This window comes from Pseudomonas sp. SA233 (assembly GCF_054792385.1).
Genome location: NZ_CP096449.1, coordinates 3,332,951 through 3,358,365 on the forward strand (window position 1 = coordinate 3,332,951; position 25,415 = coordinate 3,358,365).

Here is a 25,415-nt window from a genome sequence, read left to right on the forward strand (position 1 = left end):
ACTAATCCTTGGCGGAGGTTGAAAATGCGCACGCTCGCTGACTTCACTGTGACCCCAGGCGAACACTATCGCTGTGGCGACGAAGACTATCAGGTCACGTCTGTAGAACAAGGCACGGTGCAACTGCGCAGCTTGCGCCGCACCGGCATGATTACTTGTAAATCAATCGACCGATTCAAAGTTGCCTGCAGCCGCGGCTATTACATCAAGGTTGCCGAGGCCCCTTTGAAAGGCCAGCCCAATAGGATCGTGTCTGGCCTGTCCGAAGCACATCAGCATGCACACAACAAGCGACTGGCTTATGTCAGAGCTGCTGAGGCCCGTTTCGGCACAAAGTTGCCAGTGGATGAGACCCTGCAGTTGATCAACCAGGTTAAGCTAGAGCGCGGGGACGCTGCCGGTCCGACCTATCCAACGCTGTATAGCTGGTGCAGGGCTTATCGGTTAGCAGGTGGAAGCGCCATTGCCCTGGTGCCTCGTCCCAGACGTGGTCAAAGCCGGATATCAAGGCAGCCAGAAGAAGTGCGATCGGTTTTCAACTACAACGTCGAATTATTCTACTTAACGAGGACACCCCTCCCCATTTCCGAGGTGATCGACAGCATCATTGCCCAACTGCAAGTCGACAACAGCAAGCGACCGGTGCACCAGCAAGTGCGCATCCCCTCTTACTCTACGTTCTACCGACTCATCAAAGAACTGGATCAGTTTCGCGTCGACAGTTGTCAGCATGGTAACAAGTTTGCCAAGCAGCGGCAGAAGTGGAGCAAAAAAGCCAAGACGCCCAATTATCTGCTGGAACATGTGGAGTGTGACAGCCAGCGAGTAGATTTGCAGTTGGTCGACGACCAAGGGCGCAATATCGGCAGGGCGTGGCTGACCGTGTTGTTGGAAGTAACGTCGAGACGAATTATCGGCTGGGATCTTTCACACAATCATCCAAGCATTGAGAAAACAATCCGTGCCATCAAGGTTTCATTGACGCCTGGCGACCGACGGGGTGCGGCAGCCTCTTATACCTGCGACAACGGCCCGGACTTCATCAAAAAAAAGCTGGCTGATAGTTTGGCGTTGATTGGAGCTCGAGTCATTTTCTGTGAGCCTGGTTTGCCTGATCAGAAACCTCACGTCGAGCGCTGGTTCAAGACCCTTAACACCCACCTGACCCATAATCTGCCTGGCACCACGTTTTCTAACCCCATCGAGTGTGGCGATTATGAGTCAAAAAAAGAGGCGGTTTACACCCTCGAGCAATTCACTGAGTTATTTGAGCAGTGGTTGGAAATCTACCATGCCACGCCGCACTCGTCGCTGGATGACACGAGCCCCAACGATGTCTGGGACAATAACGTCGACCCTTGCTTTCCGCCAAAGACCTATAGCTTGGAAGACATTCACCAGATATTCCTTAGCAAAGCCACTGCCAAGCCAGTCAATGGACGGGTGCGCTACCACCATCTGCAATGGACCTGCCCCGCAATTCCATATTTGTCCACCCGCAGTCGGAATGAGGTGATGCTGACGTTTTTCTACGACGTCAGTGAACTAGGCACCATTTGGGTCTGTGACCCTCAAGACTCCAATAAATTGTATGCCGCTGAGGCGGTGGATCCCGACTATCAAGTGGGCTTGACAATGGCCATGCACGATGAAATTCGCGCCGCTATGTCTGAACGTCGTAAGGCTTTTAGCTTCGCTAAAGCTAAAGAGCAACGGCGGCTGCTCAACCTCAAAATGCGCGCCAAACACAAAAAGGCGACTCACAAGCCCAAAGACTCGTCGAAAATGGCGAAAGCAACTGCCACACCCGAGCGCAAACCAACATCTGCACGGAAACAGAGCCGACCCGCGCCTGCAAGGCTGCCGTTTACTGACAGCATACCCAACAACGCAGAAGTTGTGGAAGTCAGACTCGTTGATGTCCCTCCAACAACCACCGGAGACGATCATGAACACTAACATGTCGGAAAAGATTCTTAAGCTCTCCAATCAGATCGTATTCTTCAGCGCCTACCGTAACGCTCTTGCGATCATGAAAAAATCTGTTGCCTGTACTAAAAATAGGAATATTCCAAGCTGCGCGGTGGTGACAGGTCCTGCAGGCTCTGGCAAATCCACGCTGGCAAAGTTCTTCAGCGACTCATTCCCCCCGCCATCGACCGTTGTTCGCGATGACGGTGTGTACACCATCACACCAGCTTTTTTGTGTACGATTCCGGCCCAAGTGACCGTTAAGTCGTTCATTAAAACCCTGCTGATCAATTTGGGTAATAGCGATACCAAAGGCGATACAGTCGATCTCATTCATCGCTGCACTCGACTATTACTGACCAGAGGGGTGGAGGTCATCATCATCGACGAGTTTCAACGATTAACTCGTGCGAATGCCGTGTTGATGCGGGAAGGTATCATCGACTGCCTTGTCACACTCATTAACTTGACAAACATTCCGTTTGTTATCATCGGAACCGATGAATGCCTGGACCTGATTTACAGTAGGGCTGTCCTTGCCAGACGCTTCCCTTTCCGCGCTGAACTCCATTACCCTGCGTTCAGCGTCGACCCTGATTCAGACTATCAAGCGTTACTCACCACTCTGGACCAAAAGCTCTACACGATTGGAGAGTTGAGCAGCGGCTTACATCTTTGCGACCACATGGTCTCTACACAGCTCTATCTGGCGACAAAAGGTAATCTCGAGTACTTGAAACTCATTATTTGCAATGCCTTAGAGTTTTGCCTTCTGCGCAACGATGGAATTTTGCGCATCAGTGACCTGAGTGACGCAACAGCTGAATTGTACATTTCCGAGAATTTGGCAACCGATGAAAACCCATTCGAACTAGCGCCTTCCCGTTTAGATAAAATGCTGGAGGCATACACATGCTGACGCTCGGCTTCATACCGATCCCTCAAGCTGGAGAGTCTCCTAGTAGCGTGATCAGACGGGGAGCTCTCAATAACGGATATTCCAGCTGTACAGTGTTCATCGATCGACTAATTGGTAAGGACTATATGAAGAATTGCCTGTTCGCATCACAGGCCCTAGCCCAGCACCTGGATCGGGCGGCTACAACTTATGGGATCACCGTTTCAAGCGGATTTTATTCCACGTTGCTACACCCAACAAGCAGAGCACTGTGCGCCAGGCTCGATGCTCTGGTGATACCACTTTCCTTGCTGAGATTCAACGAGAGTGCTATTTGTACGGAATGCTGGGAGACTGGCGTTGAAAAATATTTCAAGGATATCAGAGGGACTGGAGTATGTCCTGTCCATGCTAGACGCTATCTGACCCGCTGCCCGGCTTGTAGCCGGCAGTTTACCTGGTCCAACCAGATCGCGGACCGTTGTCGTTGCGGCGTCAAGTTGGTATCGCCACCCGTTACAACAATGGACGCATCCCCCGAGCAACTGCTCTTGGGCTGGGTGCAAACTCAGCAGCAGGAACGCTTCGATTTGTACGCTGACATCATGCATACGCTGGGTCATAGCGAATCAAAGCCCGAGATTGAGAATAGGCACATATTCATAACTGCAATCAGCATTGCAGGAGAGCACTTTGATCTGGGTGCACCCTCGTTCCGCTTCCTGATTGGGCCACTATCAACAGTTAGAAAACGTATGTTCCTGATGAAGCTGCTGCCTATCTTGAGCCCCAAAGCCTACTCAGCACTCTGTGCGACCATTGATCAATTACGGCCTTTGTCCCACTCAAAAAATCCACCCCCACAAAATCTGACCTTGACAACGGAACAGACCCGTAACTTCCTGAGCATTAGTCCGCATAACTGGCATAAAGTACGTAAACACCCCACCTTCCCACACTCATCTCGGACCAAGCCATCTTACTGTCGCGAGGAGATCATTCTCATAAAAAAAATTGCGGATAAAATTATTTCACCACATCACAGCAAAGTGATAGCAACAACACCAATCAATCAAATCTCTTATTCCGAGGCGGCACTACTACTGCATATTCCAAGACCTCACTTCGCGCAGCTTGTCAGCCAAGGTTATTTTGGCAAAAGGCCCACAAAAATCATGCCAGGAGAAGCTTATCTCGAGCGTGAAGCGGTAGAGAGGTTTCTAGAAAGATATACATCTGTGCGGTCAATTGCCGCCAATCTCCACAAAGAGACTCGTCATATACGAAGAATCGTTAACTACCTTAACCTTGAGTGCATCTCCACTGCACTCTCACGCCGAAACATTTCCCCGACGCCCTCATTCATTCTGAACGAAGACGTAAGCACTGTCGAAATAGTTTCCAACGAGCACCCCCTGTTTGCAAGCACCAACCTAAAGGTCTCCCTAGCTAAGATCACACCATTACCACCCGATATAAATAGTCCGGTAATGGATCTGGTCGAAATCTCGAAATATCTGGAATGCACAAAAAACGAGGTACGTTTTCTCATTCACTCCAATCTGCTGACCCCATGCTATTCCGGACAAAACGGTAAGCTGCAGGTACCAAAATCCGTGGTATCAAAGTGCCGTGAAAACTTGGTACTCTCCACAGAACTAAAACTTCTGATAGGAAGCCAAAAAAGCTTCCCACCTATTCACCTTGCCCACCTTGGCATCTTCCCCATTGAAACAAAAAACACAACACCTAAATTCTATAGTGTCTACTATCGCAAAGACATTACTCCAGAAATCATCGCAACGCTGAACCCCAACACTTCGGACTACCGAAACCTCCGAGACCATGGCCAACTGATCAAAAGCAGTTCACTGTGCCAGAAATACAAAATCAATCCTGTTGAGTTACGAAAAATAACTGACCAATTAATCTTGGCGCGCCCAGCGCATTTCCGAACCTTGGCCTTCCAGACGACCCTAACCCCTAACGAGGTGGAAATCGCCGAAAACGCCATTAAAAACCTTCAACCCCTTGCCAAGCTTGAAAAAATCACGCACCGAGAACAAAAAAAGATCTACAACACCTTTATAAAACCAGCACACCTGTTCCGGATTACAATTAACCAACAGATTTATATAAAGCCTCACGACTTCAACGCCATCAAGCATTTTTATAGTACACACTACTCCTTAGCTGAAGCTACAGCAATCATCGGCGCCGCCAATGGTTACTTACACCATCTCGTATGGACTGGATTCATAAAGGCCGCCAAAATACCACTAGGCGGAAAAAGCTCCGAGATCATGATTACAAAAAACGCATTACAGAAAGTCCACGAACGCTTTCTGACTCATAGTCGTTCGCACTCACTGCAGACGCATGCTTTTATGGCGAACACTTATACCAAACCTCGCCAATAGACTGTTCACTGTATCTCCGTACGACGATAGCCTCTCGCGACTCTCACTCAAAAGCACTCACGCTACGCCTGCCGCAATCCAACTTTATCTAATTAATCCGAGCACGAATTGTGTTACCCGGGCTTCCCTAACACAAGAGTTCTCAAAAAAATTCATCAGACCCATGATAAATCATGAGCCTCAAATCCAGAGCCGTGACGATTTTCGCGCCGAAATGCCATCTTATTCTCTAGATCCTGCGCAAGAAATTCAAACTTTCGAAACCAGGCCTCACTCAGAACCTCACTCTGAGGCTACCCAGTTCAGCCCTAATTGACATAACCAACCTACATTACAATTTTTTTGAAAAGGGCTTCAAATATTCTTTGAACATCGCAAATAAAACTTGTGCTTTTTCAACGAGGCAATTTCGAAGAAATTTGAACAGCTACGGCAGGAACATTGCGCGCGCTGACGCCTCGGCATCGTCACCACCACTGACGGCCACGTTTTGAACCCAACCAGAAGAGAACCCAGCAATGTCGATAGATAACAGCCTCATCGGTTCCGTAATCAATGCCTTGCCGATGGACCGCATGATCGCAGGCCCACTGCAGGCCATGGTCCAGGCCCAGGTCACCGCCAGCAAATCCTACGCCGACTTCCTGATGCAGGTGTGCGTCCAGGACGGCAAGGCCGTGGCCATCCAGTTCGACTACGACGAAACCATCGTCGACGAACAAGGCGAGTACAAGGGCGTGGTCAGCAAGACCATGAAAGTGCCGCTGGTGGCAGCCATCACCCACCCGAACATTTCCATCGAAGAAGGTAATGTCGAGTTCGAGCTGGTCATCAACCAGATGTCGGAAGACGTTTCCAGCAAGGACATGAGCGCCGAGGCAAGCGGTTCGCTGGGCTGGGGGCCGTTCAGGCTCAACGTGAAAGGCAGCGTCAGCCACAAGTCCACGCAAACCCGCAAGACTGACACCCGCGCCCGCTACGCCTTCAACACGACCTTGAAGCGCCAGGACCCGCCTGAAGCGATGATGCGGGTGATCGACTTCCTGACCGACGCCGCGACAAAGCCGACCGTGGTCAAAACCGCCACACTGGAAAGCCAGGACTTGATTTCCCAGGCCGATACCTTGAACCCTGCCGCCGACGGCGCTCCGGCCCTCGCCGCCGCCACCTCTTGAGACGCATCTCCCTGCCCCGAACAGCCCCCCCTGACCAGCAACAGGGGGGCACCACCTGGCCTGAGGAGTCGAAGCATTGGATAAATCCCCCGCCCCCATGACTTCCATCGACCTGCGCGAAATCACCCGTGGCCTGCAGGAAGCCGCCAGTGCTACCAACAGCCTGATCGCGCAGCAGTACATCGACCTGTTCGACCAGTTCTTCGAATGCGACACCGAAGCGTTGGGCGCGCCCATGAAAGCCAAAATGGTCGAAGTGGCCATGGACGGCCAGCACATCATGCGCGTACCGCTGTTCGCGCTGGTGTCGCCAAAAGGCCTGGCCCTCGAGCGCATGCAGGTCGACCTTTCGGTAAGGGTCAAAGGCACCGAAGCACAGCAGGCACTGCTGACTGCAGGCGAAAACAAGGCGGCCAGCTTCAAGGTCACCATCGGCGGCCAAAGCCGTCAGGGCGACAGCCGTGACCCCGATGAAGTGCAGATCCGCATGCAGTTCCAGGCCAGCGAACCGCCGGAAGCCCTCAACCGGTTGATCGAGGAATACACCAGCCTGATCATCCCGGTTCGCGCCCCCAGCCCGCCGCCATCGCCCGATACCAATGAGTTCATCGAAGCGGCCACTGTCCGTTGACGGCCGCCCCGCGCCAGCTCAGAAGTCACGCTTGTAGAAGATGTCCAGTGAACTGGCCAGCCCGCTGGCAGCTTCGAGGTACACCTTCTTGCTCAGCTTGTAGCGCAATGCAATGGTGTTGGCGGGCTCGAACACCCCCACCCCGTAGCGCAGGCTCAGTTTCTCGGTGAGGTTGCCGCTGGCGACCACGCTGGTGGTATTACCCGAACCTTCGGTATCCAGCTGGAAGTCGTCGATGCCCAGGCTCGAGGCCAGGCTGCCGGTGATGCCGGCGCTACCCGCCAGGCCCAGGCCCAAGGCCGCCTCGGCGAGCATGTTGTTGTCTTCACCGGACGTGCCCAGCGGCCGCCCCAGTACCAGGTACGACAGCGCCTGCTCCTGGCTCATGGCCGGTTCCGAGAACACCTTGCTTGTGGGCTGCTCGGCACTGCCGCTCAGGCGGATACCGGCAATCACATCGTCGACCTTGCGGATCGCTTCAATGTCCAGGTATGGCTGGTCGATCGGGCCTGCGAACAACAACCGCGCACGGCGGATGGTCAGGCGCTGGCCGTAGGCGCGGTAGCGGCCATCGGCCAGGTTCAGCTCGCCACGGGTGTCGAGGTTGTCGCCGATGTGCACATGGCCGAGCAGGTTGGCCGTGAGACCAAAGCCGCTGAACGAAAGCTTGTCGCGGCCCACTTCGACATCAATGTCCATGGCCATCGCCATGGGCGGTTTGCCCTCTTCGGTCTGGTGGCCGACGATCACCGTGTCATCCGAGACCTTGACGGTGGACGGTGGCAGCTCGCGCACAGTGATCGCACCCTTGGGCACCTGTACCTTGCCGGTCACCGCCAGCTTGTCGTCGATCAGGCGCAAGGTCAGGTCCGGGGCAACCTCCAGCGTCGCATAGGGCTCGACCGTGACGGGCAGTTGCTGGCCCTGCAGACGCAGGTCCATGCCCAGTGCCTGGCCCCAGGTCAGGTTGCCATTGAGCTGGCCACGCCCCGCCTCGCCACTGCGCCAGCCGCCGTTGAGCTGTACCTGCTCGCCGGCAATCAACGCCTGCAATGACAGGTCCTCGAGACTGACCGGCAGCTCGGCACCACTGACTTCGCCGCCACTGAGCATCAGGTTGCCGTTGACCTGCGGCGCCAGCAAGGTGCCCGACAACCTGCCACTGCCATTGAGCTGCCCGGCCAGACGCTCGACCATCGGCACGAACGGGCGTGCCACCGAAAGGTCGAGGCCTGCCAGCTGGAAATCACCCGACAGCGGTTTGTTGTTGCCCAGTGGATCCAGGCGGGTGTTGACGTTCAGCTCGCCCAGGCGCTCGCCGCGGAACGCCAGGCGGGTATCGATGCGCCTTGGCGCCAGCGTGCTGTCCAGGCGCAGGGCCTGGTACGGGAAGTCGACCCAGCGGTCCTTGTCGCGCACGCGCAGGGTACCGCCACTGGCGTCGACGACGATGTTGCCCTTGGGGCCGCTGGCCGGGATGTCCAGATTGATGTCGGCATTGAGCAGGCCCTGCCAGGCGAAGTCCTTCGGCAGCCACTGGGCCAGGCTGTCCAGCGGGAACTGCTTGAGGTGGTAGCGCAAGCGTGGCTCGGGGGCCAGACGCTGGTCGTCGCCGCACAAGCTGGCCTGGCCGGAGCGCCAGCAGTGCGCAGCAAAGTCCAGCTGGCCGCTGGCCAGCCGCTGCAGGCGCGCCGGTGCCTGCAGCCGCCAGTCCTGGCCACCGGCCTGGATCCGCCCACTGGCCAGGCGCCCGCGCCAGTCACCCTTGTTCAACTGGCCATCCAGGCCGAGGTCGAGTTTGAGCTGCGGGCCGTCCAGCGCCAGGGTCAAGGCTTGCTGGCGAATGTCGCCTTTGCCGTTGGCCTGCAAGGTGCCCAATGCCGTGTCACCCAGGTGAATGCCGCTGGCCTTCAGTTCGATCACTCCACGCTGGGCGTTGTCCAGGCGGGCATCCAGGCCCAGCTGCTGCACGCGGTTTTCCGCCTGGGCCAGCCGCTGGCCCTGCAGCGCCAGCGTACCTTGCGGGGCCTGCAAGGTGCCGGCGACGTCAAGCCGGCCCTTGACCTGGCCCTGCAACCTTGGCCACAACTGGCCCAGGCGCGGCAGGTCGAGGTCGAGCCGCCCGGCCAGGCGTTGCTGCAGGCTGCCACTGCCATTGATGCGGTTATCCCCTAGCTGGATTGCCAGGGCGCCCAAGGTCCAGCTCTGCCCTGCCCCCTGGGCCTCGACCTTGAGCATTGCCGGCTGGCCGCGCAGGCGGCCTTTCAGGTCAAGCTGGGCATCGAGGCTCAGGGCGTCGCCTCTCATCTCGCCTTTGCTGCGCAGCGGCCCCGCCAGGGTACCCGGCAGCTCGGCCAGCCAATAGGCCGGGTCGAGCGCCGACAACTGCAGGTCGACATCCCATGCCAAGGTGTCGGCAAAGCGCACAGCGACACTGCCGGCAGCCTTGCCTTGCCCGGCGGTCAGCGCCAACTGCGGCAGCTTCACTTGGCTCAGGTCACCTTCGAAGGGACTGGCCAGGCTGAACGCGCCAGCCGGGCCATCCAGGTCGCCATTGAAGGTGCCCTGGTAGTTGCCATCGCGATAATGCACCTGGGCCATGAGCCGCTTGAGGGTGACCTCAGGGGGCGTCTCCAGCGGGTACAGGCGCAGCCACGGAAAGTCCTGCCAGTCCAACTGGGCGTCGGCGACCAGGCCTTGCTGCCAGTCAGCCGTGGCTTGCATCTTGACCCGCTGGGTATCGCTGGCGCTCAGGTCCAGGGCATCAAGCCTGGCGCCTTTGCTGTCGACCAGCCCGGACAACAGCAAGGCGATCGGCGACTGCTCGGCCGGCAGGCTGGCCGACCCTGACAGTTGATAGCCCTTGAGCAGGTCGCCCCGGGCGTCGAGCTTGAGCTGGTTGAACTGCACGGTGTCGGGCAACGAGGCGGCCGGCTTGAATGCCTCGGAGCGGATCTGCAAGGTCGCCGGCAGGTGCTCGGCCAACGCCTGCAATTGCCCGTTCAGCGTGGCGTCGAGGTAACCGCTGCTGGTGCCGGCGAGTTTCAGGGTTTTCTGCAACTCGCCGGTGGCGGTCAATGCCAGCTGCCAGGGTTTGCCGTCTACCGTTGGCAGTTGCAACTGCGCCTGGAGTTGTACCGGCCAGTCAGCTTCGGGCTGCAGGTCGCCCTGCAGGCTCAATTGCAGGTCGTCACGCTTCAGCTGCAGGCTGTCGATGCGCAGCCCGGCATTGGTCCAGCGCGCCGCCAGTTGCAAGTCGCCAAGCAGGTCACTGCCATCCAGGCGCAACTGGCCAACCTTGACATCACCCAGTTCAATGGCCAGCGGCAAGCGCAAGGCCGGCAACTGCAGCGGGCCACTGTCGGCCGATTCGGCGCTGGGCGCAAAGGCCATGTCGATACGTTGCGCCTGCAACTGGTCAATGCACAAGGTAGAGCGCAGCAGGCATGCCGGCGACCAGGCCAGCAGCGGTGCCTGCACATCTACCGTGCTGCCGGCATCGGCCCAGATAAGCCGGCTGGCTTGCCAGCTACCGGCCAGGCGGCCCTGGAAATCAGCCACCTCAAGCCCGGGCACCTTGCCCAGCACCCAGCGGCTGCCGGCTTCGGTCCCCAGCAACAGGCCGAGTACCAGGCCCAGGCTTGCGGTTACCCCCAGCAGGCCCGCCAGAATGTACTTGATCACGCGTTTCACAGCTCAGGCCCCATGGAAAAGTGCAGGCGAATTCCCCCTTCATCATCCAGCGCCTTGGCCAGGTCCAGGCGCAGCGGCCCGACCGGCGACACCCAGCGCACGCCAAAACCGACACCGGTCTTGAGGCTTGGCAGCTCCAGGTCGTTGAACGAGTTGCCCTGGTCGACGAAGGTTGCCAGCCGCCACTTCTCGGTCAGTGAATACTGGTACTCGACACTGCCGGCGACCAGATAGCGCCCGCCAATGCGGTCGCCGTCGCTGTTCTTCGGCGACAAGGTCTGGTAGTCATAGCCACGCACGCTCTGGTCGCCACCGGCGAAGAAGCGCAGCGACGGCGGGATGTTGTTCTTGAAGCCATTGGTCGCGCTGCCACCGAACTGCACCCGGCCGAGCAAGCGATGGTCATGGCCAAGCGTGGTCAGGCCCTTGAGCAGCACGTTGCCATGCAGCAGGTTGGTGTCCGAGACCAGCCCTTCCTTGGCTACCTGTACATCGAACTGCAGGCGGTAGCCGTTATGCGGGTCGATGCGGTTGTCACTGCGCAGGAAGGAGTAACTCACCCCCGGCATCAACAGGTTGCTCAGCCCGGAGTCATCACCCAGACGGTACTCCTCGCGCTGGTACTTGAGGGAAATCACCCGCTGCCAGCCGCTTGGCAGCTTGCTGTGCCACTCGGGGCCCACCGTCAGCAGTTTGCTGAGGGTGTCGGTGCCGGCAATCTCTTCGTTCTGGTAGCCACCGGCAAAGCGCAACTTGTCGGTCAGCGGCGGGTCGAGGGGGATGTCGTACCAAAGGCCGACGTTCTGCCGGGGTGCCGACAGTTCGGTTTCCCAGCCGTAGCTATGGCCTTGCGGGTTGACCCAGTGGCGGGTCCAGTTGGCCTTGCCGCGGGGCCCGACGTCGGTCGAGAAGCCCAGGCCCAGGCCCATGGTGCGCGGTTTGCGGGTTTGCAGGCGGACATCCACGGGGATTTCTTCGCCCACGGCGGCGGTGGGCGCCGCATCCACGCGCACGCCTTCGAAGTAGCCGCTCGATTGCAGGTCATTGTTCAGCTCGGCGATCAGTTCCGAGTCGTAAGGTGTACCCGGCTTGAACGAGACCATACGCTGCAGCAGGTCGTCGTCCAGCGGTGTGTCGCCACCGAAGGTGACCGCGCCCAGGTGATAGCGCGGGCCGCTCTGGTAGACCAGTTCGATATCGGCCACACCGGCCTGGGGGTCTACCGCCAGGCGCTGGCGGCTGAAGCGCCCACTGAAGAAGCCGTAGCGCGACGCCTGGTTCTGGATCAGCCGCTTGGCATCTTCGTAATGGCCGTGGTTGAGTTGTTCACCCGCGCGCAGGGCCTTGCTGTCGGGCACGCGGAAAGCCTTCATCTCACTGGCGGGGCCTTCGATGCGTATGGTCACGTTGCGCAGGCGAATCGGCTCGCCAGGGTCGATGGTGATGATCAGTTGCGGGGAACGGTCAGCCTCGCTGGCGGGCTTGACCTCTGTGTCGATCTGCGCCTGGTAGTAGCCAAGTGCCTGCGCGGCTTTGCGCGCCTGCTCCTGGGCGCCGCGACTGAAGCGCAGCAGCGCTTCTTCATCGCGGTCGCCAAGGGTACCGATATAGCCTTCGACATTGGCCTTGAGCGCCTTGTTGGCCGGTTTGACCTTCACCAGCAACTCACTCTGGCCCCATGCTGCGAAACTGGCGACCCAGATAACCAGGCCCCAGGTCAATCTTCCTGAATACGTCATGCGGCGCATGCTACCAGAGCCGGGCGCTCAAGGGAGCCGTCGCGCGGTCCGCTCAGGCAAAAGCAGAATTGGAAGAGACCGGGTTGGGATGGAAGAACACCCTCTCACGGATTGGTCCTACAGCCACCTCGCCAATTTCCTCATAGCCCTGGCGCTGGTAAAAGGCCAGGTAATGCTCGTTGCCGGTGTCCAGCACCACTCCCTGCGTACCAGGGTCGTCTGCACACCAGTCATGCACAGCTTGTAACAATTGCTCGCCGTAGTGCTTGCCCTGGAACTGCGGGTGCACGCCCAGCAGCGGCAGCACATGCACCTCGTCGGTGGGCAGGCAGGTGGCCAGGGCGGCCTGGTAGTCCATGTAGCGGCGCGTACAGCGCAGGCCGGTGCCCATTATCATGCGCAGGCGCCAGGCCCAGCTGTCGGCCACGCCCAGCCGGCGCATCGGCGGCACGATCAGGGCCATGGCGATCAGGCGGTCTTCCACCAGCAGGCCGATGGCGGGCAGTTGCAGGTAGAAGTGCTGGCGTACCCACTCGCGCACCATCACCCGCAGACGCCGCTCGTAGCCTGGGCGCTGAGCCTCGAAGATATAGGCGAAGGTAGGTTCGTGACGGTAGGCGTTGTACAGAAGCGAACGCGCCTCACGGCTGTAGCCGTCATCGAGCAGGCAGACACGGGCCGGAGCGGCAGTGGTTTCGGGCATTGCGGGCAGTCCTCCTGGAATGGGCTCATGGGTGCCTTGGAAAGGACGTTAGCAGCAGGCTGCCGAAGCCGCCATGCTGGTGATGGCAAGCGATGTCGGCTAGCATCGCGCCTTTTACCGGGATCATCTTTCCATGAAGATCGTCTGTTTCAACATCAACGGCCTGCGGGCCCGCCCGCACCAGCTGGCGGCGCTGATCGAAAAGCACCAGCCGGACGTGATCGGCCTGCAGGAAACCAAGGTCAGCGACGATCAGTTCCCGCTGGCCGACGTGCAGGCGCTGGGCTACCACGTGCATTACCACGGCCAGAAAGGCCACTATGGCGTGGCCCTGCTGTCCCGCCAGGCACCGCTGAGCCTGCACAAGGGTTTTGCCAGCGATGAGGAAGACGCTCAGCGCCGCTTCATCTGGGGCACCTTCGCCGATGCCGATGGCAACCCGATCACCATCATGAACGGCTATTTCCCTCAGGGTGAAAGCCGCGACCACCCCACCAAGTTCCCGGCCAAGCAGCGCTTCTACAGCGACCTGCAGGCGCTGCTGGAGGGCCAGTTCCGCAACGACCAGCCACTGCTGGTGATGGGCGACATGAATATCTCGCCGCAGGACTGCGACATCGGCATCGGCCCGGACAATGCCAAGCGCTGGCTCAAGACTGGCAAGTGCAGTTTCCTGCCGGAAGAGCGCGAGTGGATGGAACGCTTGAAGGGCTGGGGCCTGGTGGACAGTTTCCGCCACCTTTACCCGGAAGTGGCCGACCGCTTCAGCTGGTTCGACTACCGCAGCCGCGGTTTCGAGGACGAGCCCAAGCGCGGCCTGCGCATCGACCTGATCATGGCCTCCCAGCACCTGGTGCCGCGGATCAAGGATGCAGGTGTGGACTACGAACTGCGCGGGATGGAAAAGCCGTCGGACCATGCGCCGATCTGGCTGGAATTGAGCTGATCGCCGGGGGCTGCTACGCGGCCCATCGCCGGCAAGCCAGTTCTTGCACCCGTGGGCTGGCTTGCCGGCAAAGGAGCCGGCCCAGCCACTGGAGAATTTTCAGGGGCGGTGCTCGGTCTGGATATACCGCAACACAGCATCACAGATCATGGCCTTGTGACGCAGCTTGACCTGTTCATCGGACAGGTCGATCTGGAAGATCTCGCCAAAGGTGTGGCGGTTCGAAACCCGGTAGAAGCAGAACGAGCTCATCAGCATGTGCAGGTCGATGACCTCGATGCCGGTGCGGAACACACCTTCCTGCACCCCACGGCGCAAGGTATTGCCCAGAGCCTCGAGCACCAGGCTGCTCATTTCGCGAATCGCCGGCGACTGCTTGACGTACTCGCCATAGTGGATGTTTTCGGTGCAGATGATCCGCACGAAATCGACGTTGCGGTCGTGGTGATCGAAGGTGAACTCCACCAGCCGGCGGATCGCCTGCTCGGCCGGCAGCGACTCAAGGTCCAGGCTTTGCTCGGTCTTGCGGATGTCGCCGTACAGCTTGATCAGGCACTCGCAGTACAGCTGCTCCTTGCTGCCGAAGTAGTAGTAGATCATGCGCTTGGAGGTGGCGGTGCGCTCGGCGATGGCGTCGACGCGGGCACCGGCCAGCCCTTGCTGGACGAACTCGTTGATGGCGGCCTGGAGGATGTCCTCGCGCGTTTTCTCGGGGTTGTTCTTGCGCGTCTTGCGCCCCCCTTCGGTTTCAGGCTGGCCGAGGCTGACTACGGAATCACTCATACCCACTCACAGGCTGTTTATTGGAATGAGGGGGATTATCCGCGAGCGCGGCCATGCAGGGAAGCGCGCTGTTGGTCGCAGAACAGGAACGTCGGAGTGCGAAGGCCCTCCACGCTCTCGTCATCGAATGGCCTGCCGGAGCCTGGCAAGTGAATGTGAAATGGACCAGACGTGACAAAACAAAAGGATATAAAAATAACAAAACAATCTAACAAAAAGAGATATAAAAATTGAATGCCAAACGCCACCTCCCTAGTCTGGGCGCATCGCTTCCCTCCCCGTTCAAGGAGCAATGCCCATGCCCGCCCGTGCCTTTTCCCCCCTGCGCCGCCTGTTGATCGGCGGCTTGCTGGCCAGTGTCGCCAGTACCCTGTTGCCCTGGTCCCAAGCCCTTGCCGACGAGGCCAGGACCCTGCGCATCGGTTACCAGAAGTTCAACAGCATCAACATCCTCAAGGGCAGCGGTGCCCTGGAGAAGGCCCTGGCGCCGCAAGGCGTGAAAGTCAGCTGGCACGAGTTCGCCGCCGGCCCGCAGTTGCTCGAAGCCTTGAGCACCGGCGCCATCGACCTCGGCCATGCCGCCGACGCACCCTCGGTGTTCGCCCAGGCCGCAGGCAAGCCGGTGGTGTACCTGGCCGCCGAGCAGCCCTACCCGCGTGGCATCGGCCTCGTGGTACGTGAGCAGGACCACCTGGCCAGCGTGCAAGACCTCAAGGGCAAGCGCGTGGCCACCGGCCGCGGCTGGAACGCCCAGTACCTGCTGGCCGTTGCCCTGGAACAGGCCGGCCTCAGCTACCAGGACATCACCCCGGCCTACGTCAACAACGCCGCCGATGCCGTGGCTGCCCTGCAATCGGGCAGTGTCCAGGCCGTGACCCTGTGGGACCCGTTCCTCGCTGCGGCAGAAAGCCAGCCGGGCCTGAAGAACCTGCGCGACGGCAGCGGCCTGTCCAACAACCGCACCTTCTACCTGTCCACCGCCAGCTTCGCCGACCAGCATCGCGCCTTGCTGAAGACCTTCTTCGCAGAGCTGGCCAAGGTCAGCCAATGGGCCAACGCCAAGCCTGCGGAAGTCGCCGCACTGCTGGCCCCGCAACTCGGGATCAACGCCAACGTGCTGCAAGCGGCCAGCGAGCGGCGCAACTACAACGCCGTGGCCATCACCCCAGAGATCGTTGCCGAGCAACAAAAGCTGGCCGACACCTTCCAGGGCCTGGGCCTGATTCCCCGCAAGCTGCAGGTGGCCGACGCGGTCTACCCGGCTTCCGTATTGCCTTGAGCGGAGCGCGCCCACCATGCCCCGCCCGATTCGCTTCAACGCCTTCAGCATGAATGCCGCCAGCCACCAGTCCCCCGGCCTGTGGCGCCACCCGCGCAACACCAGCGTGGCCTTCAACCGCCTGGGCTACTGGACCGACCTGGCCCGCCTGCTCGAACGCGGCTTGTTCGATGCCCTGTTCATCGCCGATGTGCTGGGCATCTACGACGTCTACCAGGGCGGCCCCGAAGCCGCCCTGCGCGGTGGCGTGCAGGTGCCGGTCAACGACCCGCTGCTGCTGGTGCCGGCCATGGCCGGGGTTACCGAGCACCTGGGCTTCGGCGTCACCTTCTCGCTCACCTACGAACACCCCTACCCGTTCGCCCGGCGCATGTCGACGCTCGACCACCTGAGCAATGGCCGGGTCGGCTGGAACATCGTCACCGGCTACCTCGACAGCGCCGCGCGTAACCTGGGCCTGGCGCGCCAGCTGGGCCACGACCAGCGCTATGACCTGGCCGAGGAATACCTGCAGGTGCTGTACAAGCTATGGGAGAAAAGCTGGGACGACGATGCGGTGCTGCTGGAGCGTGACAGCGGGCGCTATATCGAACCCGCCCGGGTGCACCCCATCAACCATGTGGGCGAACACTTCCAGGTGCCGGGCATGCACCTGTGCCAACCTTCGCCTCAACGCACGCCGGTGCTGTTCCAGGCCGGTGCTTCGGCACGCGGCCAGCAGTTCGCGGCGCGGCACGCCGAATGCGTGTTCATCAGCGGGCCGACGCCCACGGTACTGCGCCGCTACGCCGACGGCATCCGCCAGGCCAGCGAGGTGGCCGGGCGTGGCCGGGACGAGGTGCTGATCTACGCCCAGGCGCTGTTGATCGTCGCCCCCACCCGGGAGGAGGCCGAAGCGCGCTTCGCCGAATACCGCCGTTATGTCGACCTGGACGCCGCCCTGGCACTGCTGTCGGGCTGGACCGGCATCGACTTTGCCGGCCTCGACCCCGATGCGCCCATCGAATACGTCGAGAACGATGCCGGCCGCGCAGCCCTGGCCGCCTTCACCGCCGCCGACCCGAACCGCCGCTGGACCGTGCGCGAGGCTGCCGAGTTCGTCGGCCTGGGCGGCCGTGGCCCGGTGCTGGTGGGTGCTGCCAGCGAGGTGGCCGACCAGCTGGAAAGCTGGCTGGACCAGACCGGCATCGATGGCTTCAACCTGACCTACGCAGTGCAACCGGACGACCTGGCAAATGTGGTCGAGCTGCTGGTGCCGGAGTTGCAACGCCGTGGCCGCTACCCGCTGAGTTATGCCGAAGGCACCTTGCGCCACAAGCTGTTCGGCCAGGGCGACCGCTTGCCGGAAGGGCACGCTGGCCGGCAGGTTCGCATTCAGCCGGCAAATACCGGGTATTCCAACATTTAATTTGTGGATGGCACGCACTCGACCCTATTCTGTCGCCACATCCCCTGCGCCGCACCGGCCGGTGCGGTTCACGGCATGGGGAGAGAACAACAAGTCGAGATCGTCCATGTCGAACCATTCGTACTTCGCCCCCCACGGTGGGCACCCGGCTCAGACCGAGCTGCTGACTGACCGTGCCATGTTCACCGAAGCCTATGCCGTCATCCCCAAGGGCGTGATGCGTGACATCGTCACCAGCCACCTGCCGTTCTGGGACAAGATGCGCATGTGGGTCATCGCCCGCCCGCTGACCGGTTTTGCCGAAACCTTCTCCCAGTACATCGTCGAAGTGGCCCCGGAAGGCGGCAGCGAACGCCCTGAGCTGGACCCGAACGCCGAAGCCGTGGTGTTCATCGTCGAAGGCGAACTGGACATCACCGTCGAAGGCAAGCACCACACCCTGGTACCGGGCGGCTACGCCTTCCTGGCCCCGGGCGCCGAGTGGAGCCTGCGCAACAACAGCAAGTCCAACGTCACCTTCCACTGGCTGCGCAAGCACTACCAGAAGGTCGAAGGCCTGGACGTTCCCGAGTCGTTCGTCACCCACCGTGACAACGCCACCGTCATCGAGATGCCGGGCACCGAAGGCCGCTGGGTCACCACCCGCTTCGTCGACATGGCCGACATGCGCCACGACATGCACGTGAACATCGTCACCTTCCAGCCGGGCGGCGTGATCCCGTTCGCCGAGACCCACGTGATGGAACACGGCCTGTACGTGCTGGAAGGCAAGGCGGTGTACCGCCTGAACCAGGACTGGGTCGAAGTGGAAGCCGGCGACTTCATGTGGCTGCGCGCCTTCTGCCCGCAAGCCTGCTACGCCGGCGGCCCAGGCAAGTTCAGCTACCTGCTGTACAAGGACGTGAACCGTCATGTGCACCTGACGCTTAACCCTAAGCGTTGATGCATTGGGGGCGCTCTGCGCCCCTTTCGCGACACAAGGCCGCTCCCACAAAAGTACGGTGTACCCCGAACCCTGTGGCAGCGGCCTTGTGTCGCGAAAGGGCTGCACGGCAGCCCCAGTAGCCGCATACTGAAAATCCTGCCCCCGTGCGGTACCAGCCATGAACCGCTGCCTGCTGCTCACCGCCCTGCTGTTCTGCACCCCCGCCCCAGCCGCCGATGACTGGAACCTGGCCTACGACCGCGAAGGCATTCGCGTTTACCTGAGCGCCGCCCCCGACTCGCCCTACCAGCAATTCCGTGGTGTCAGCACCATGAAAGCCAGCGTTCGCACGCTCACCGACCTGCAGGAGAACCTGCGGGTGGCCTGCAAGTGGCTGTACGCCTGCGCCGAGATGCGCTTGCTGGATGTGCAGGGCGAAAACACCTGGGTGTACCTGACCACCAACCTGCCGTGGCCGACGATGCCGCGGGACATCGTGCTGAAGGTCACCACCGAACGCCTGGACGACGGCACGCTGCTGCGCCACCTGAGCGCCGAGCCAGACAGGATCCCCAAGGTAGATGGGCTGATCCGTGTGCAGCAGCTCAACGGCGAGTGGCGGATGAAACCGCTGGGTGAGCGCAGGACCGAGGTGACTTACCAGCTGCAGGCCGACCCTGCGGGGGATGTGCCGGGGTGGCTGGCCAACCGGTTTGTGGTGGATGCGCCAGTGGTGACGTTGCGGACCCTGCGAGCGGTGGCCGAGCGCCAGCCCTAGAGGGTATTGAAAACCTGCACCGGCCTCATCGCCGGCAAGCGGCCCCAACCCTGTCAGATCCCGCCACCCGCAAGCAATTGCGTCATCACCTCGGCCAGCGCCTTGACCATCACATCCGCCGTCGGCCGATGGACGATGACGATTTCATAGCTGTCGACCTCAGGTAGCCCCTGCTCCGCACCGAGCACCCGATGCTCGCCGGTCGCCGCCCGTGGCGGCAGCAGGCTGATGCCCATGCCATCGGCGACCGCTGCCTGGATGCCGCTGAGGCTGGAACTGGTGAAGCTGATGCGCCAACGCCGGCCCATGCCTTCGATGGCGGTAATCATGTCGTCGCGGTACAGGCCGCGGGGCGGGAAAGTCACCAGCGGGATCGGGTCCAGTTCGAAGGCGGGCGTGCGCGCGCTGTCGATCCACTGCAGGCGCTCGGGCCAGCAGGCCACGCCTTCGCGGCTGTTGCGCCGCTGCTTGAGCAACACCAGGTCGAGCTCACCGTTGTCGTAGGCCTGGCTGAGGTCGCGGCACAGGCCGCTGGTCACTTCCAGCTTCACCTGCGGGTGCAGCCGGCTGAACGCCGACAGCGCATTGGTGGTACGCCCGCCCACGAAGTCCTCGGGCACGCCAAGGCGCACGGTCATGCCAACCATCGCCCCGGCCAAGGCTTCGAGCATCTGGTCGTTGAGGGCCAGCATGTGCCGGGCATAGCCGAGCAGGGTCTGCCCGGCGTCGGTCGGCAGCACGTCGCGATTGCCACGCACCAGCAGACGGTGGCCAACCATATCCTCCAGGCGGCGCACCTTCTGGCTGATGGTCGATTGGGTGGAGTGCAGGCGCGCAGCAGCCGTGGTGAAGCTGCCGCAATCGGCCACCACGACAATGGCACGCAGCAGGTCGAGGTCGAACAGGGCCCTATTCGATTTCACGCTGATGGACATCTTGGTATTCAACTTTTGAATGGCAAGACTGACTTCTATCACGCCACCTGCTGCACCGCAACGCACACCGCTAGTCGCCGACTGCCACGCCTTCGCGCCGAGGGTCGGCACCACCCGACCAACCCTCGCCACTGCGCTGGATGATCTGCATGCCACTGGTCATGATCATCGGCGTCACCTCATGCCCCCAAACTGCCAACTGCCGGATCAGTGCCGGGCTGGCCAAACCCGCCTCTACTTCGGTGCCGGCATTGCGGCTGCCGAAGTTGGGCAGGCCGGCGGCCTGCTGCGGGTCGAGCTGCCAATCCAGCAGGCCGATCAGCGCCTTGTTCACGTAGCCGATGATCTGCGAGCCGCCGGGCGAGCCCAGGCTGGCCACCAGCTCGCCGGAAGCTTGCGAGAACACCAGGGTCGGCGCCATGGCCGACAGCGGCCGCTTGCCCGGTTGCACCCGGTTGGCCACGGGCTTGCCTTGTTCCCGGGGGATGAACGAGAAGTCGGTCAGGTGGTTGTTGAGCAAGAAGCCCTTGACCATCAGGTGCGAGCCGAACGCTGCTTCCACCGAAGTGGTCATGGCCAGGGCCTGGCCGCGGTCATCCACCGCGCTGAGGTGCGAGGTGGAAATGCGCAGCGGCGAGCGGTCAGGCGCCAGGGCCAGATCGGCCCCCTGCGGCTGGCCCGGGCGGGCGCGTTTCATGCTGTACTCGCCGACCTGCGCGGCGCGGCTGGTCAGGTATGCGGAGTCGGTCAGGGCCTTGAGCGGCACCGGCACGTAATCGCTGTCGGCCAGGTACTGGGCGCGGTCGGCATAGGCCAGGCGCTCGGCCTCGGCAACCAGATGCACGGCCAGCGGCGGGGCTTCCAGCCCGGCAACGGTCAAACTGCGCAGCGGCCGCATGGCGGCAAGGTCGCGCTGTGGCGAAGCCCGCTGCAGTGCCTCCAGGATGCCCAAGGTCTGCAGCACCGTCACCCCGCCCGACGATGGCGGTGGCATGCCACAGATGCGCCAGGCCTTGTAGGGGCCACACAGCGGCTCGCGCACTTTGGCTCGGTACTGCTGCATATCCTGCAGCGACAGGTAGCCGGCATTGGCATGGCTGCGCACCTTGGCGACGATGGCTTCGGCGATCTCGCCGCGGTAGAACACCTCGGGGCCCTGCTCGGCAATCTGCTCGAAGGTTTGCGCAAGCTCGGGGTTGCGCAAGGTAGTCCCCACCGCCAGTGGCTTGCCCTGTTCATCCAGGAAGTAGCGGGCCATGGCGGGTGAACGGGCAATGAACGGGTCGCCCGCCACCAGGGTGTGAAGGCGTTCGGATACCGCGAAACCGTTGCGCGCCAGCGCAATGGCCGGGGCGAACAGGTCGCGCCAGGGCAGCTTGCCGTGCTGCTCATGGGCCAGCTTCAGGGCACGCAGAACCCCTGGTACGCCCACCGAACGCCCGCCGATCTGCGCCGTCCTGAACGGCATCGGTGAACCATCGGCTTGCAGGAACAGGTTTTCCGTGACCGCCGCCGGGGCTGCCTCGCGGCCATCGAAGGCCTGCACGCGCTGGCCGTCCCAGTAGAGGATGAACGCCCCGCCGCCAATACCGCTGGATTGCGGTTCGACCAGGGTCAGCACCATCTGCATGGCGATGGCCGCGTCGATGGCGCTGCCACCGGCACGCAGCATCGCCCGCCCCGCTTCGCTGGCCAGCGGGTTGGCAGCTGCGGCCATGTGCCGGCTGGCATGCACCGGCTGCAGGCCAGTGCGGTAGCCGGAGGCCAGTTCCGGTGGCGCGGGCAGCACCTGGTCGGCACAGGCCCAGCCACTGGCAGCTACCAGGCACAAGGCGCCCATCAGGGGGGTGGAGAATGTCATCGTTGTGCTTCCTGCCATTACCTATTCAGCAAGGCACTGTCTGTCATGCGCAAACTTAACTTCAAGCCCTGGCGTGTTTTTTCTAGGATGCGGGCAGGTCATCGAGGAGCCTGCCCCCATGCGTTCACTACTTGCTGCGATGCTGTTCGCCCTGTGCACCAGCCTTGCCGCCCACGCCGAGAGCACTGCCATGGACAACCGCCTGCACAACGCTGCCCGTCACGATGATGTGCGCACCCTGCAACAACTTCTGGCACAAGGTGCGCAGCTGGAGAGCCGTGACGATCAAGGGCGCACTGCCCTGCTGGTGGCTACCCATGGCAACCAGGTTGCGGCCGCGAAAGCGCTGATCGAAGCCGGTGCCGATGTGAATGCCAAGGACAACATCGACGACAGCCCGTACCTGTATGCCGGGGCGCGTGGCCTGAACGACATCCTGCGGCTGACCTTGAGCCACGGTGCCGACCTCAAGAGCACCAACCGGTATGGAGGCACTGCGCTGATACCCGCCGCCGAACGCGGGCATGTCGAGACCGTGCAGTTGCTGATCGATGCCGGGGTGGACGTGAACCATCTCAACCGCCTGCACTGGACTGCGCTGCTGGAGGCGGTGATCCTCGGTGACGGCGGGCCGCGGCATGTTGAGATCGTGCGCCGGCTACTGGCGGCCGGGGCGGATCGGCAGATTGCCGACAAGGACGGGGTGACCGCGCTGGAGCATGCGCGGCAGCGGGGGTATCGGGAGATGGAGGCGTTACTGGCTCGCTAGCCAATGCTGGCTTTCGAATGCCGGGGCTGCTTTGCAGCCCAATCGCGACGCAAGGCCGCTCCCACATGTAATCGCTTGCCTCACAGGCGCTGCTGTACCTGTGGGAGCGGCCTTGTGTCGCGAAAGGGCCGCAAAGCGGCCCCAGCAATTTTGCAGGAATGCGAAGACCCTGGGGGCGCTTCGCACCCCTTTCGCGACACAAGGCCGCTCCTACAGGTCAGGCCACTTCTTCGAACGGCAGCCCTACATAGTTCTCGGCAATGTTCACCAGCCCCGCCGGCGAGGTCAGGAAGTACTCGCGGTCGGCTTCCTGCATCTTCTGGTCCCAGGCGTCCTTGTGGCTGCCGAAGTCATGCAGCAGCTGGGTCATGAACCAGCTGAAGCGCTCGCCTTTCCACACCCGGCGCAGGGCCAGCGGCGAATACTGCTGCAACAGGTCGGTGCGCCCTTCGCGGTACACCTTGACCAGGATCCGGTACAGGTAGTTGACATCCGATGCCGCCAGGTTCAGGCCCTTGGCGCCGGTCGGCGGGACGATATGTGCGGCGTCACCGACCAGGAACAGGTGGCCATACTGCATCGGCTCGACTACCAGGCTGCGCAGCGGCGCGATGCTCTTTTCCAGGGCCGGGCCGGTGACCAGGCGCGCAGCCACATCTTCGGGCAAGCGTGCCTTCAGCTCCGCCCAGAAGCGCTCGTCGGGCCACGCCTCCACCTGCTCGTCCAGCGGCACCTGCAGGTAGTAGCGGCTACGGGTGTGCGAACGCTGGCTGCACAGCACGAAACCGCGTTCGTGGTGGGCGTAGATCAGCTCGTGGTTGACCGGTGGCGTATCTGACAGCATGCCCAGCCAGCCAAACGGGTAGACCCGCTCGTACTGCTTGAGGATGCCCTCGGGGATGCTTTGCCGCGAGACACCGTGGAAGCCGTCACAACCGGCAATGTAGTCGCAGTCCACGCGGTGCACCTGGCCGTCTTTTTCGTAGGTCAGGTAGGGCCGTTCGCCCTTGAGTTCGTGCGGCTGGACATTGCCTGCCGAATAGATGATCGGCGCACCGCTGACTTCACGTGCCTGCATCAGGTCACGGGTGACTTCGGTCTGGCCGTATACCATCACCGTCTTGCCACCGGTCAGGGCCTTGAGGTCCAGGCGTTGGCGGCGCCCGCCGACCAGCAGTTCGACACCCTCGTGTACCAGGCCTTCACGGTCCATGCGCTCGGCCACACCGGCTTCACGCAGCAGGTCGACCGTGCCTTGCTCCAGCACCCCTGCACGGATGCGGCCAAGCACGTATTCGGGCGTCTGGCGTTCGACGATGACGGTATCGATACCGGCCTTGTGCAGCAGTTGGCCCAGCAGCAGGCCAGACGGACCTGCACCAATAATTGCGACCTGAGTTTTCATTGTTGTTGTCTCTGTGCGGACGATGCCGGCCCTGGACTGGCAGTGGGGCGGCATCTGCTGTTAGGGTTTGCCCTTGCATTTTTACTGGCAAAAACAGCCATTGAAGTGTGCTATCCCATGCATAACCTGCACTTTTACAAAAAGCGTTCGATTAACGGACAGGCCTGTACGCATGAAATCCACCCTCCCCGGCGTCCCCTTGTTCAAGCTGTACGGCGAAAACCAGGCCTGGCCCGGCACCGACCTGCTGCACTGCGAGTCGATCCCGGCGCGTAGCCGTTTGCATCACTGGGAAATCAAGCCGCACCAGCACGCCGAGCTGTTCCAGTTGCTGTATGTGCAACGCGGCCGGGCCGAAGTGGAAATCGAGGGGGTGCGCAGCGCCATCAGCGAAGCGGCAATCCAGGTGGTACCGCCGATGACCGTGCACGGGTTTCGCTTCAGCGCCGATATCCAGGGGCATGTGCTGACCTTTGGCTCGGCACTGGTGGCCAACCTGGAGCAGCGCCTGGGCGCGCCGCTGGCGGTACTGGCGAAGGCGGCGTGTTACCCGCTTGGCCGGGACCGGGTACATCTGCGCAGCCTGATCGACACCCTGCAGCAGGAGTACCAGGGCAACGCCCCGGCGCGGGCGGCCTTGCTCGAAGCACTGGTGACGGCGCTGATGGTGTGGATCAGCCGCCGCCAGCAGCTGGTGCAGGCACCGCGCAACCGCGATGAACGTGACCGCCACTTGCTGGGGCAGTACCTGCGCCTGGTCGAGGCGCATTACCGTGAGCACCTGTCGGTGGAGGATTTTGCCGCGCGGTTGAATATTCCGAGTTTGCAGTTGAACCAGCTGTGCCGGGCACTGAGTGGGCAGACCGCGCTGCAGGTGGTGCACCAGCGGTTGCTGCTGGAGGCTCGGCGCAACCTGATCTATACGCGGATGAGCATCGGACAGTTGTCGGATAGCCTGGGATTTACCGACCCGACGTATTTTGCCCGGTGGTTCAAGCGGTTGACTGGGCAGACGCCGAATGGGTATCGCAGGTCGGGGTTGTCTGAGTAATTTTTTCGCCTATGCCGGCCTCTTCGCGGGCTTGCCCACTCCCAC

General features: G+C 61.3%; 19 protein-coding genes. 12 read left to right on the forward strand and 7 right to left on the reverse strand.

All coding sequences use genetic code 11. The features are described from left to right. Positions 1 to 24: 24 nt before the first annotated feature. From M1D87_RS15425 to M1D87_RS15445, 5 genes are all read left to right on the forward strand, one after another. A complete protein-coding gene (locus M1D87_RS15425; RefSeq protein WP_421091574.1) occupies positions 25 to 1,959 on the forward strand; it encodes a transposase in 1,935 nt (644 codons plus the stop codon). Further along, positions 1,949 to 2,890, forward strand: a complete 942-nt coding sequence (locus tag M1D87_RS15430) for an AAA family ATPase (protein ID WP_421091573.1) — start codon at positions 1,949 to 1,951, stop codon at positions 2,888 to 2,890. Before M1D87_RS15425 ends, M1D87_RS15430 begins: the two co-directional genes overlap by 11 nt. Then, on the forward strand, positions 2,884 to 5,289 hold the full coding sequence (locus M1D87_RS15435) for a hypothetical protein (protein WP_421091572.1): 2,406 nt from the start codon (positions 2,884 to 2,886) through the stop codon (positions 5,287 to 5,289). The genes M1D87_RS15430 and M1D87_RS15435 overlap by 7 nt, the downstream gene beginning before the upstream one ends. A 518-nt stretch (positions 5,290 to 5,807) precedes the next feature. Beyond that, positions 5,808 to 6,464, forward strand: coding sequence for a DUF2589 domain-containing protein (locus M1D87_RS15440; RefSeq protein WP_061551588.1), 657 nt, complete (start codon positions 5,808 to 5,810; stop codon positions 6,462 to 6,464). Positions 6,465 to 6,540: 76 nt separating this feature from the next. Then, positions 6,541 to 7,095: a DUF2589 domain-containing protein gene (locus M1D87_RS15445; RefSeq protein ID WP_061304603.1), complete on the forward strand. Its 555-nt coding sequence runs from the start codon at positions 6,541 to 6,543 to the stop codon at positions 7,093 to 7,095. Positions 7,096 to 7,113: 18 nt separating this feature from the next. On the opposite strand, the gene M1D87_RS15450 is transcribed toward M1D87_RS15445, so the two are convergent. The 3 genes from M1D87_RS15450 to M1D87_RS15460 are packed head-to-tail and all read right to left on the reverse strand — an operon-like array spanning position 7,114 to position 13,230. Beyond that, positions 7,114 to 10,788, reverse strand: coding sequence for a translocation/assembly module TamB domain-containing protein (locus tag M1D87_RS15450; RefSeq protein WP_123085030.1), 3,675 nt, complete (start codon positions 10,786 to 10,788; stop codon positions 7,114 to 7,116). Beyond that, the gene (locus M1D87_RS15455; protein ID WP_061551773.1) at positions 10,785 to 12,527 is read right to left on the reverse strand and encodes an autotransporter assembly complex protein TamA; all 1,743 of its coding nucleotides are present in this window, start codon (positions 12,525 to 12,527) and stop codon (positions 10,785 to 10,787) included. The genes M1D87_RS15450 and M1D87_RS15455 overlap by 4 nt, the downstream gene beginning before the upstream one ends. Before the next feature lie 52 nt (positions 12,528 to 12,579). Further along, entirely contained in the window at positions 12,580 to 13,230 is a 651-nt protein-coding gene (locus M1D87_RS15460) for a GNAT family N-acetyltransferase (protein WP_013972919.1), read from the reverse strand. Positions 13,231 to 13,363: 133 nt separating this feature from the next. On the opposite strand from M1D87_RS15460, the gene xthA reads away from it, so the two are divergent. Then, positions 13,364 to 14,176 (forward strand): exodeoxyribonuclease III, encoded by an 813-nt coding sequence (xthA, locus tag M1D87_RS15465; RefSeq protein WP_013972920.1) that lies wholly within the window; start codon positions 13,364 to 13,366, stop codon positions 14,174 to 14,176. Positions 14,177 to 14,275: 99 nt separating this feature from the next. Here xthA and M1D87_RS15470 read toward each other — a convergent pair whose 3' ends face one another. Then, a complete protein-coding gene (locus M1D87_RS15470) occupies positions 14,276 to 14,959 on the reverse strand; it encodes a TetR/AcrR family transcriptional regulator (protein ID WP_015270640.1) in 684 nt (227 codons plus the stop codon). 298 nt (positions 14,960 to 15,257) lie between these two features. Between M1D87_RS15470 and M1D87_RS15475 the strand changes: the two genes are divergently transcribed. From M1D87_RS15475 to M1D87_RS15490, 4 genes are all read left to right on the forward strand, one after another. Then, positions 15,258 to 16,238 carry an aliphatic sulfonate ABC transporter substrate-binding protein gene (locus tag M1D87_RS15475; RefSeq protein WP_039614223.1) on the forward strand — a complete coding sequence of 327 codons (981 nt, stop codon included), beginning with the start codon at positions 15,258 to 15,260 and terminating at the stop codon, positions 16,236 to 16,238. A 16-nt stretch (positions 16,239 to 16,254) separates the two neighbouring features. Then, on the forward strand, positions 16,255 to 17,646 hold the full coding sequence (locus M1D87_RS15480) for an LLM class flavin-dependent oxidoreductase (RefSeq protein WP_123085029.1): 1,392 nt from the start codon (positions 16,255 to 16,257) through the stop codon (positions 17,644 to 17,646). A 106-nt stretch (positions 17,647 to 17,752) separates the two neighbouring features. After that, complete coding sequence (locus tag M1D87_RS15485; RefSeq protein ID WP_013972924.1) at positions 17,753 to 18,589, forward strand: bifunctional allantoicase/(S)-ureidoglycine aminohydrolase; 837 nt, start codon at positions 17,753 to 17,755, stop codon at positions 18,587 to 18,589. Between the two features lie 160 nt (positions 18,590 to 18,749). Then, positions 18,750 to 19,349, forward strand: a complete 600-nt coding sequence (locus M1D87_RS15490) for an START domain-containing protein (protein WP_003257236.1) — start codon at positions 18,750 to 18,752, stop codon at positions 19,347 to 19,349. 53 nt (positions 19,350 to 19,402) lie between these two features. Here the strand turns inward: M1D87_RS15490 and M1D87_RS15495 are convergent, their stop codons facing one another. Both M1D87_RS15495 and ggt read right to left on the reverse strand, forming a co-directional pair. Next, complete coding sequence (locus M1D87_RS15495; protein WP_015270644.1) at positions 19,403 to 20,284, reverse strand: LysR substrate-binding domain-containing protein; 882 nt, start codon at positions 20,282 to 20,284, stop codon at positions 19,403 to 19,405. Positions 20,285 to 20,354: 70 nt separating this feature from the next. Beyond that, a complete protein-coding gene (ggt, locus tag M1D87_RS15500) occupies positions 20,355 to 22,145 on the reverse strand; it encodes a gamma-glutamyltransferase (RefSeq protein ID WP_123085027.1) in 1,791 nt (596 codons plus the stop codon). Positions 22,146 to 22,263: 118 nt separating this feature from the next. On the opposite strand from ggt, the gene M1D87_RS15505 reads away from it, so the two are divergent. Next, entirely contained in the window at positions 22,264 to 22,914 is a 651-nt protein-coding gene (locus M1D87_RS15505) for an ankyrin repeat domain-containing protein (protein WP_024087255.1), read from the forward strand. Between the two features lie 217 nt (positions 22,915 to 23,131). Here M1D87_RS15505 and pobA read toward each other — a convergent pair whose 3' ends face one another. Then, positions 23,132 to 24,319 (reverse strand): 4-hydroxybenzoate 3-monooxygenase, encoded by a 1,188-nt coding sequence (gene pobA, locus M1D87_RS15510; RefSeq protein ID WP_123085025.1) that lies wholly within the window; start codon positions 24,317 to 24,319, stop codon positions 23,132 to 23,134. Between the two features lie 172 nt (positions 24,320 to 24,491). Here pobA and M1D87_RS15515 point away from each other — a divergent pair, with 172 nt between their 5' ends. Then, the gene (locus tag M1D87_RS15515) at positions 24,492 to 25,370 is read left to right on the forward strand and encodes a helix-turn-helix domain-containing protein (protein WP_123085024.1); all 879 of its coding nucleotides are present in this window, start codon (positions 24,492 to 24,494) and stop codon (positions 25,368 to 25,370) included. Positions 25,371 to 25,415: the final 45 nt, after the last annotated feature.

Bases quoted from the DNA above. Each gene is read 5' to 3' on its own strand.
- M1D87_RS15425 (WP_421091574.1), top strand. From the start codon at position 25: ATGCGCACGCTCGCTGACTTCACTGTGACCCCAGGCGAACACTATCGC.
- M1D87_RS15430 (WP_421091573.1), top strand. From the start codon at position 1,949: ATGAACACTAACATGTCGGAAAAGATTCTTAAGCTCTCCAATCAGATC.
- M1D87_RS15435 (WP_421091572.1), top strand. From the start codon at position 2,884: ATGCTGACGCTCGGCTTCATACCGATCCCTCAAGCTGGAGAGTCTCCT.
- M1D87_RS15440 (WP_061551588.1), top strand. From the start codon at position 5,808: ATGTCGATAGATAACAGCCTCATCGGTTCCGTAATCAATGCCTTGCCG.
- M1D87_RS15455 (WP_061551773.1), bottom strand. From the start codon at position 12,527: ATGACGTATTCAGGAAGATTGACCTGGGGCCTGGTTATCTGGGTCGCC.
- M1D87_RS15460 (WP_013972919.1), bottom strand. From the start codon at position 13,230: ATGCCCGAAACCACTGCCGCTCCGGCCCGTGTCTGCCTGCTCGATGAC.
- xthA (WP_013972920.1), top strand. From the start codon at position 13,364: ATGAAGATCGTCTGTTTCAACATCAACGGCCTGCGGGCCCGCCCGCAC.
- M1D87_RS15470 (WP_015270640.1), bottom strand. From the start codon at position 14,959: ATGAGTGATTCCGTAGTCAGCCTCGGCCAGCCTGAAACCGAAGGGGGG.
- M1D87_RS15475 (WP_039614223.1), top strand. From the start codon at position 15,258: ATGCCCGCCCGTGCCTTTTCCCCCCTGCGCCGCCTGTTGATCGGCGGC.
- M1D87_RS15480 (WP_123085029.1), top strand. From the start codon at position 16,255: ATGCCCCGCCCGATTCGCTTCAACGCCTTCAGCATGAATGCCGCCAGC.
- M1D87_RS15485 (WP_013972924.1), top strand. From the start codon at position 17,753: ATGTCGAACCATTCGTACTTCGCCCCCCACGGTGGGCACCCGGCTCAG.
- M1D87_RS15490 (WP_003257236.1), top strand. From the start codon at position 18,750: ATGAACCGCTGCCTGCTGCTCACCGCCCTGCTGTTCTGCACCCCCGCC.
- M1D87_RS15495 (WP_015270644.1), bottom strand. From the start codon at position 20,284: ATGTCCATCAGCGTGAAATCGAATAGGGCCCTGTTCGACCTCGACCTG.
- ggt (WP_123085027.1), bottom strand. From the start codon at position 22,145: ATGACATTCTCCACCCCCCTGATGGGCGCCTTGTGCCTGGTAGCTGCC.
- M1D87_RS15505 (WP_024087255.1), top strand. From the start codon at position 22,264: ATGCGTTCACTACTTGCTGCGATGCTGTTCGCCCTGTGCACCAGCCTT.
- pobA (WP_123085025.1), bottom strand. From the start codon at position 24,319: ATGAAAACTCAGGTCGCAATTATTGGTGCAGGTCCGTCTGGCCTGCTG.
- M1D87_RS15515 (WP_123085024.1), top strand. From the start codon at position 24,492: ATGAAATCCACCCTCCCCGGCGTCCCCTTGTTCAAGCTGTACGGCGAA.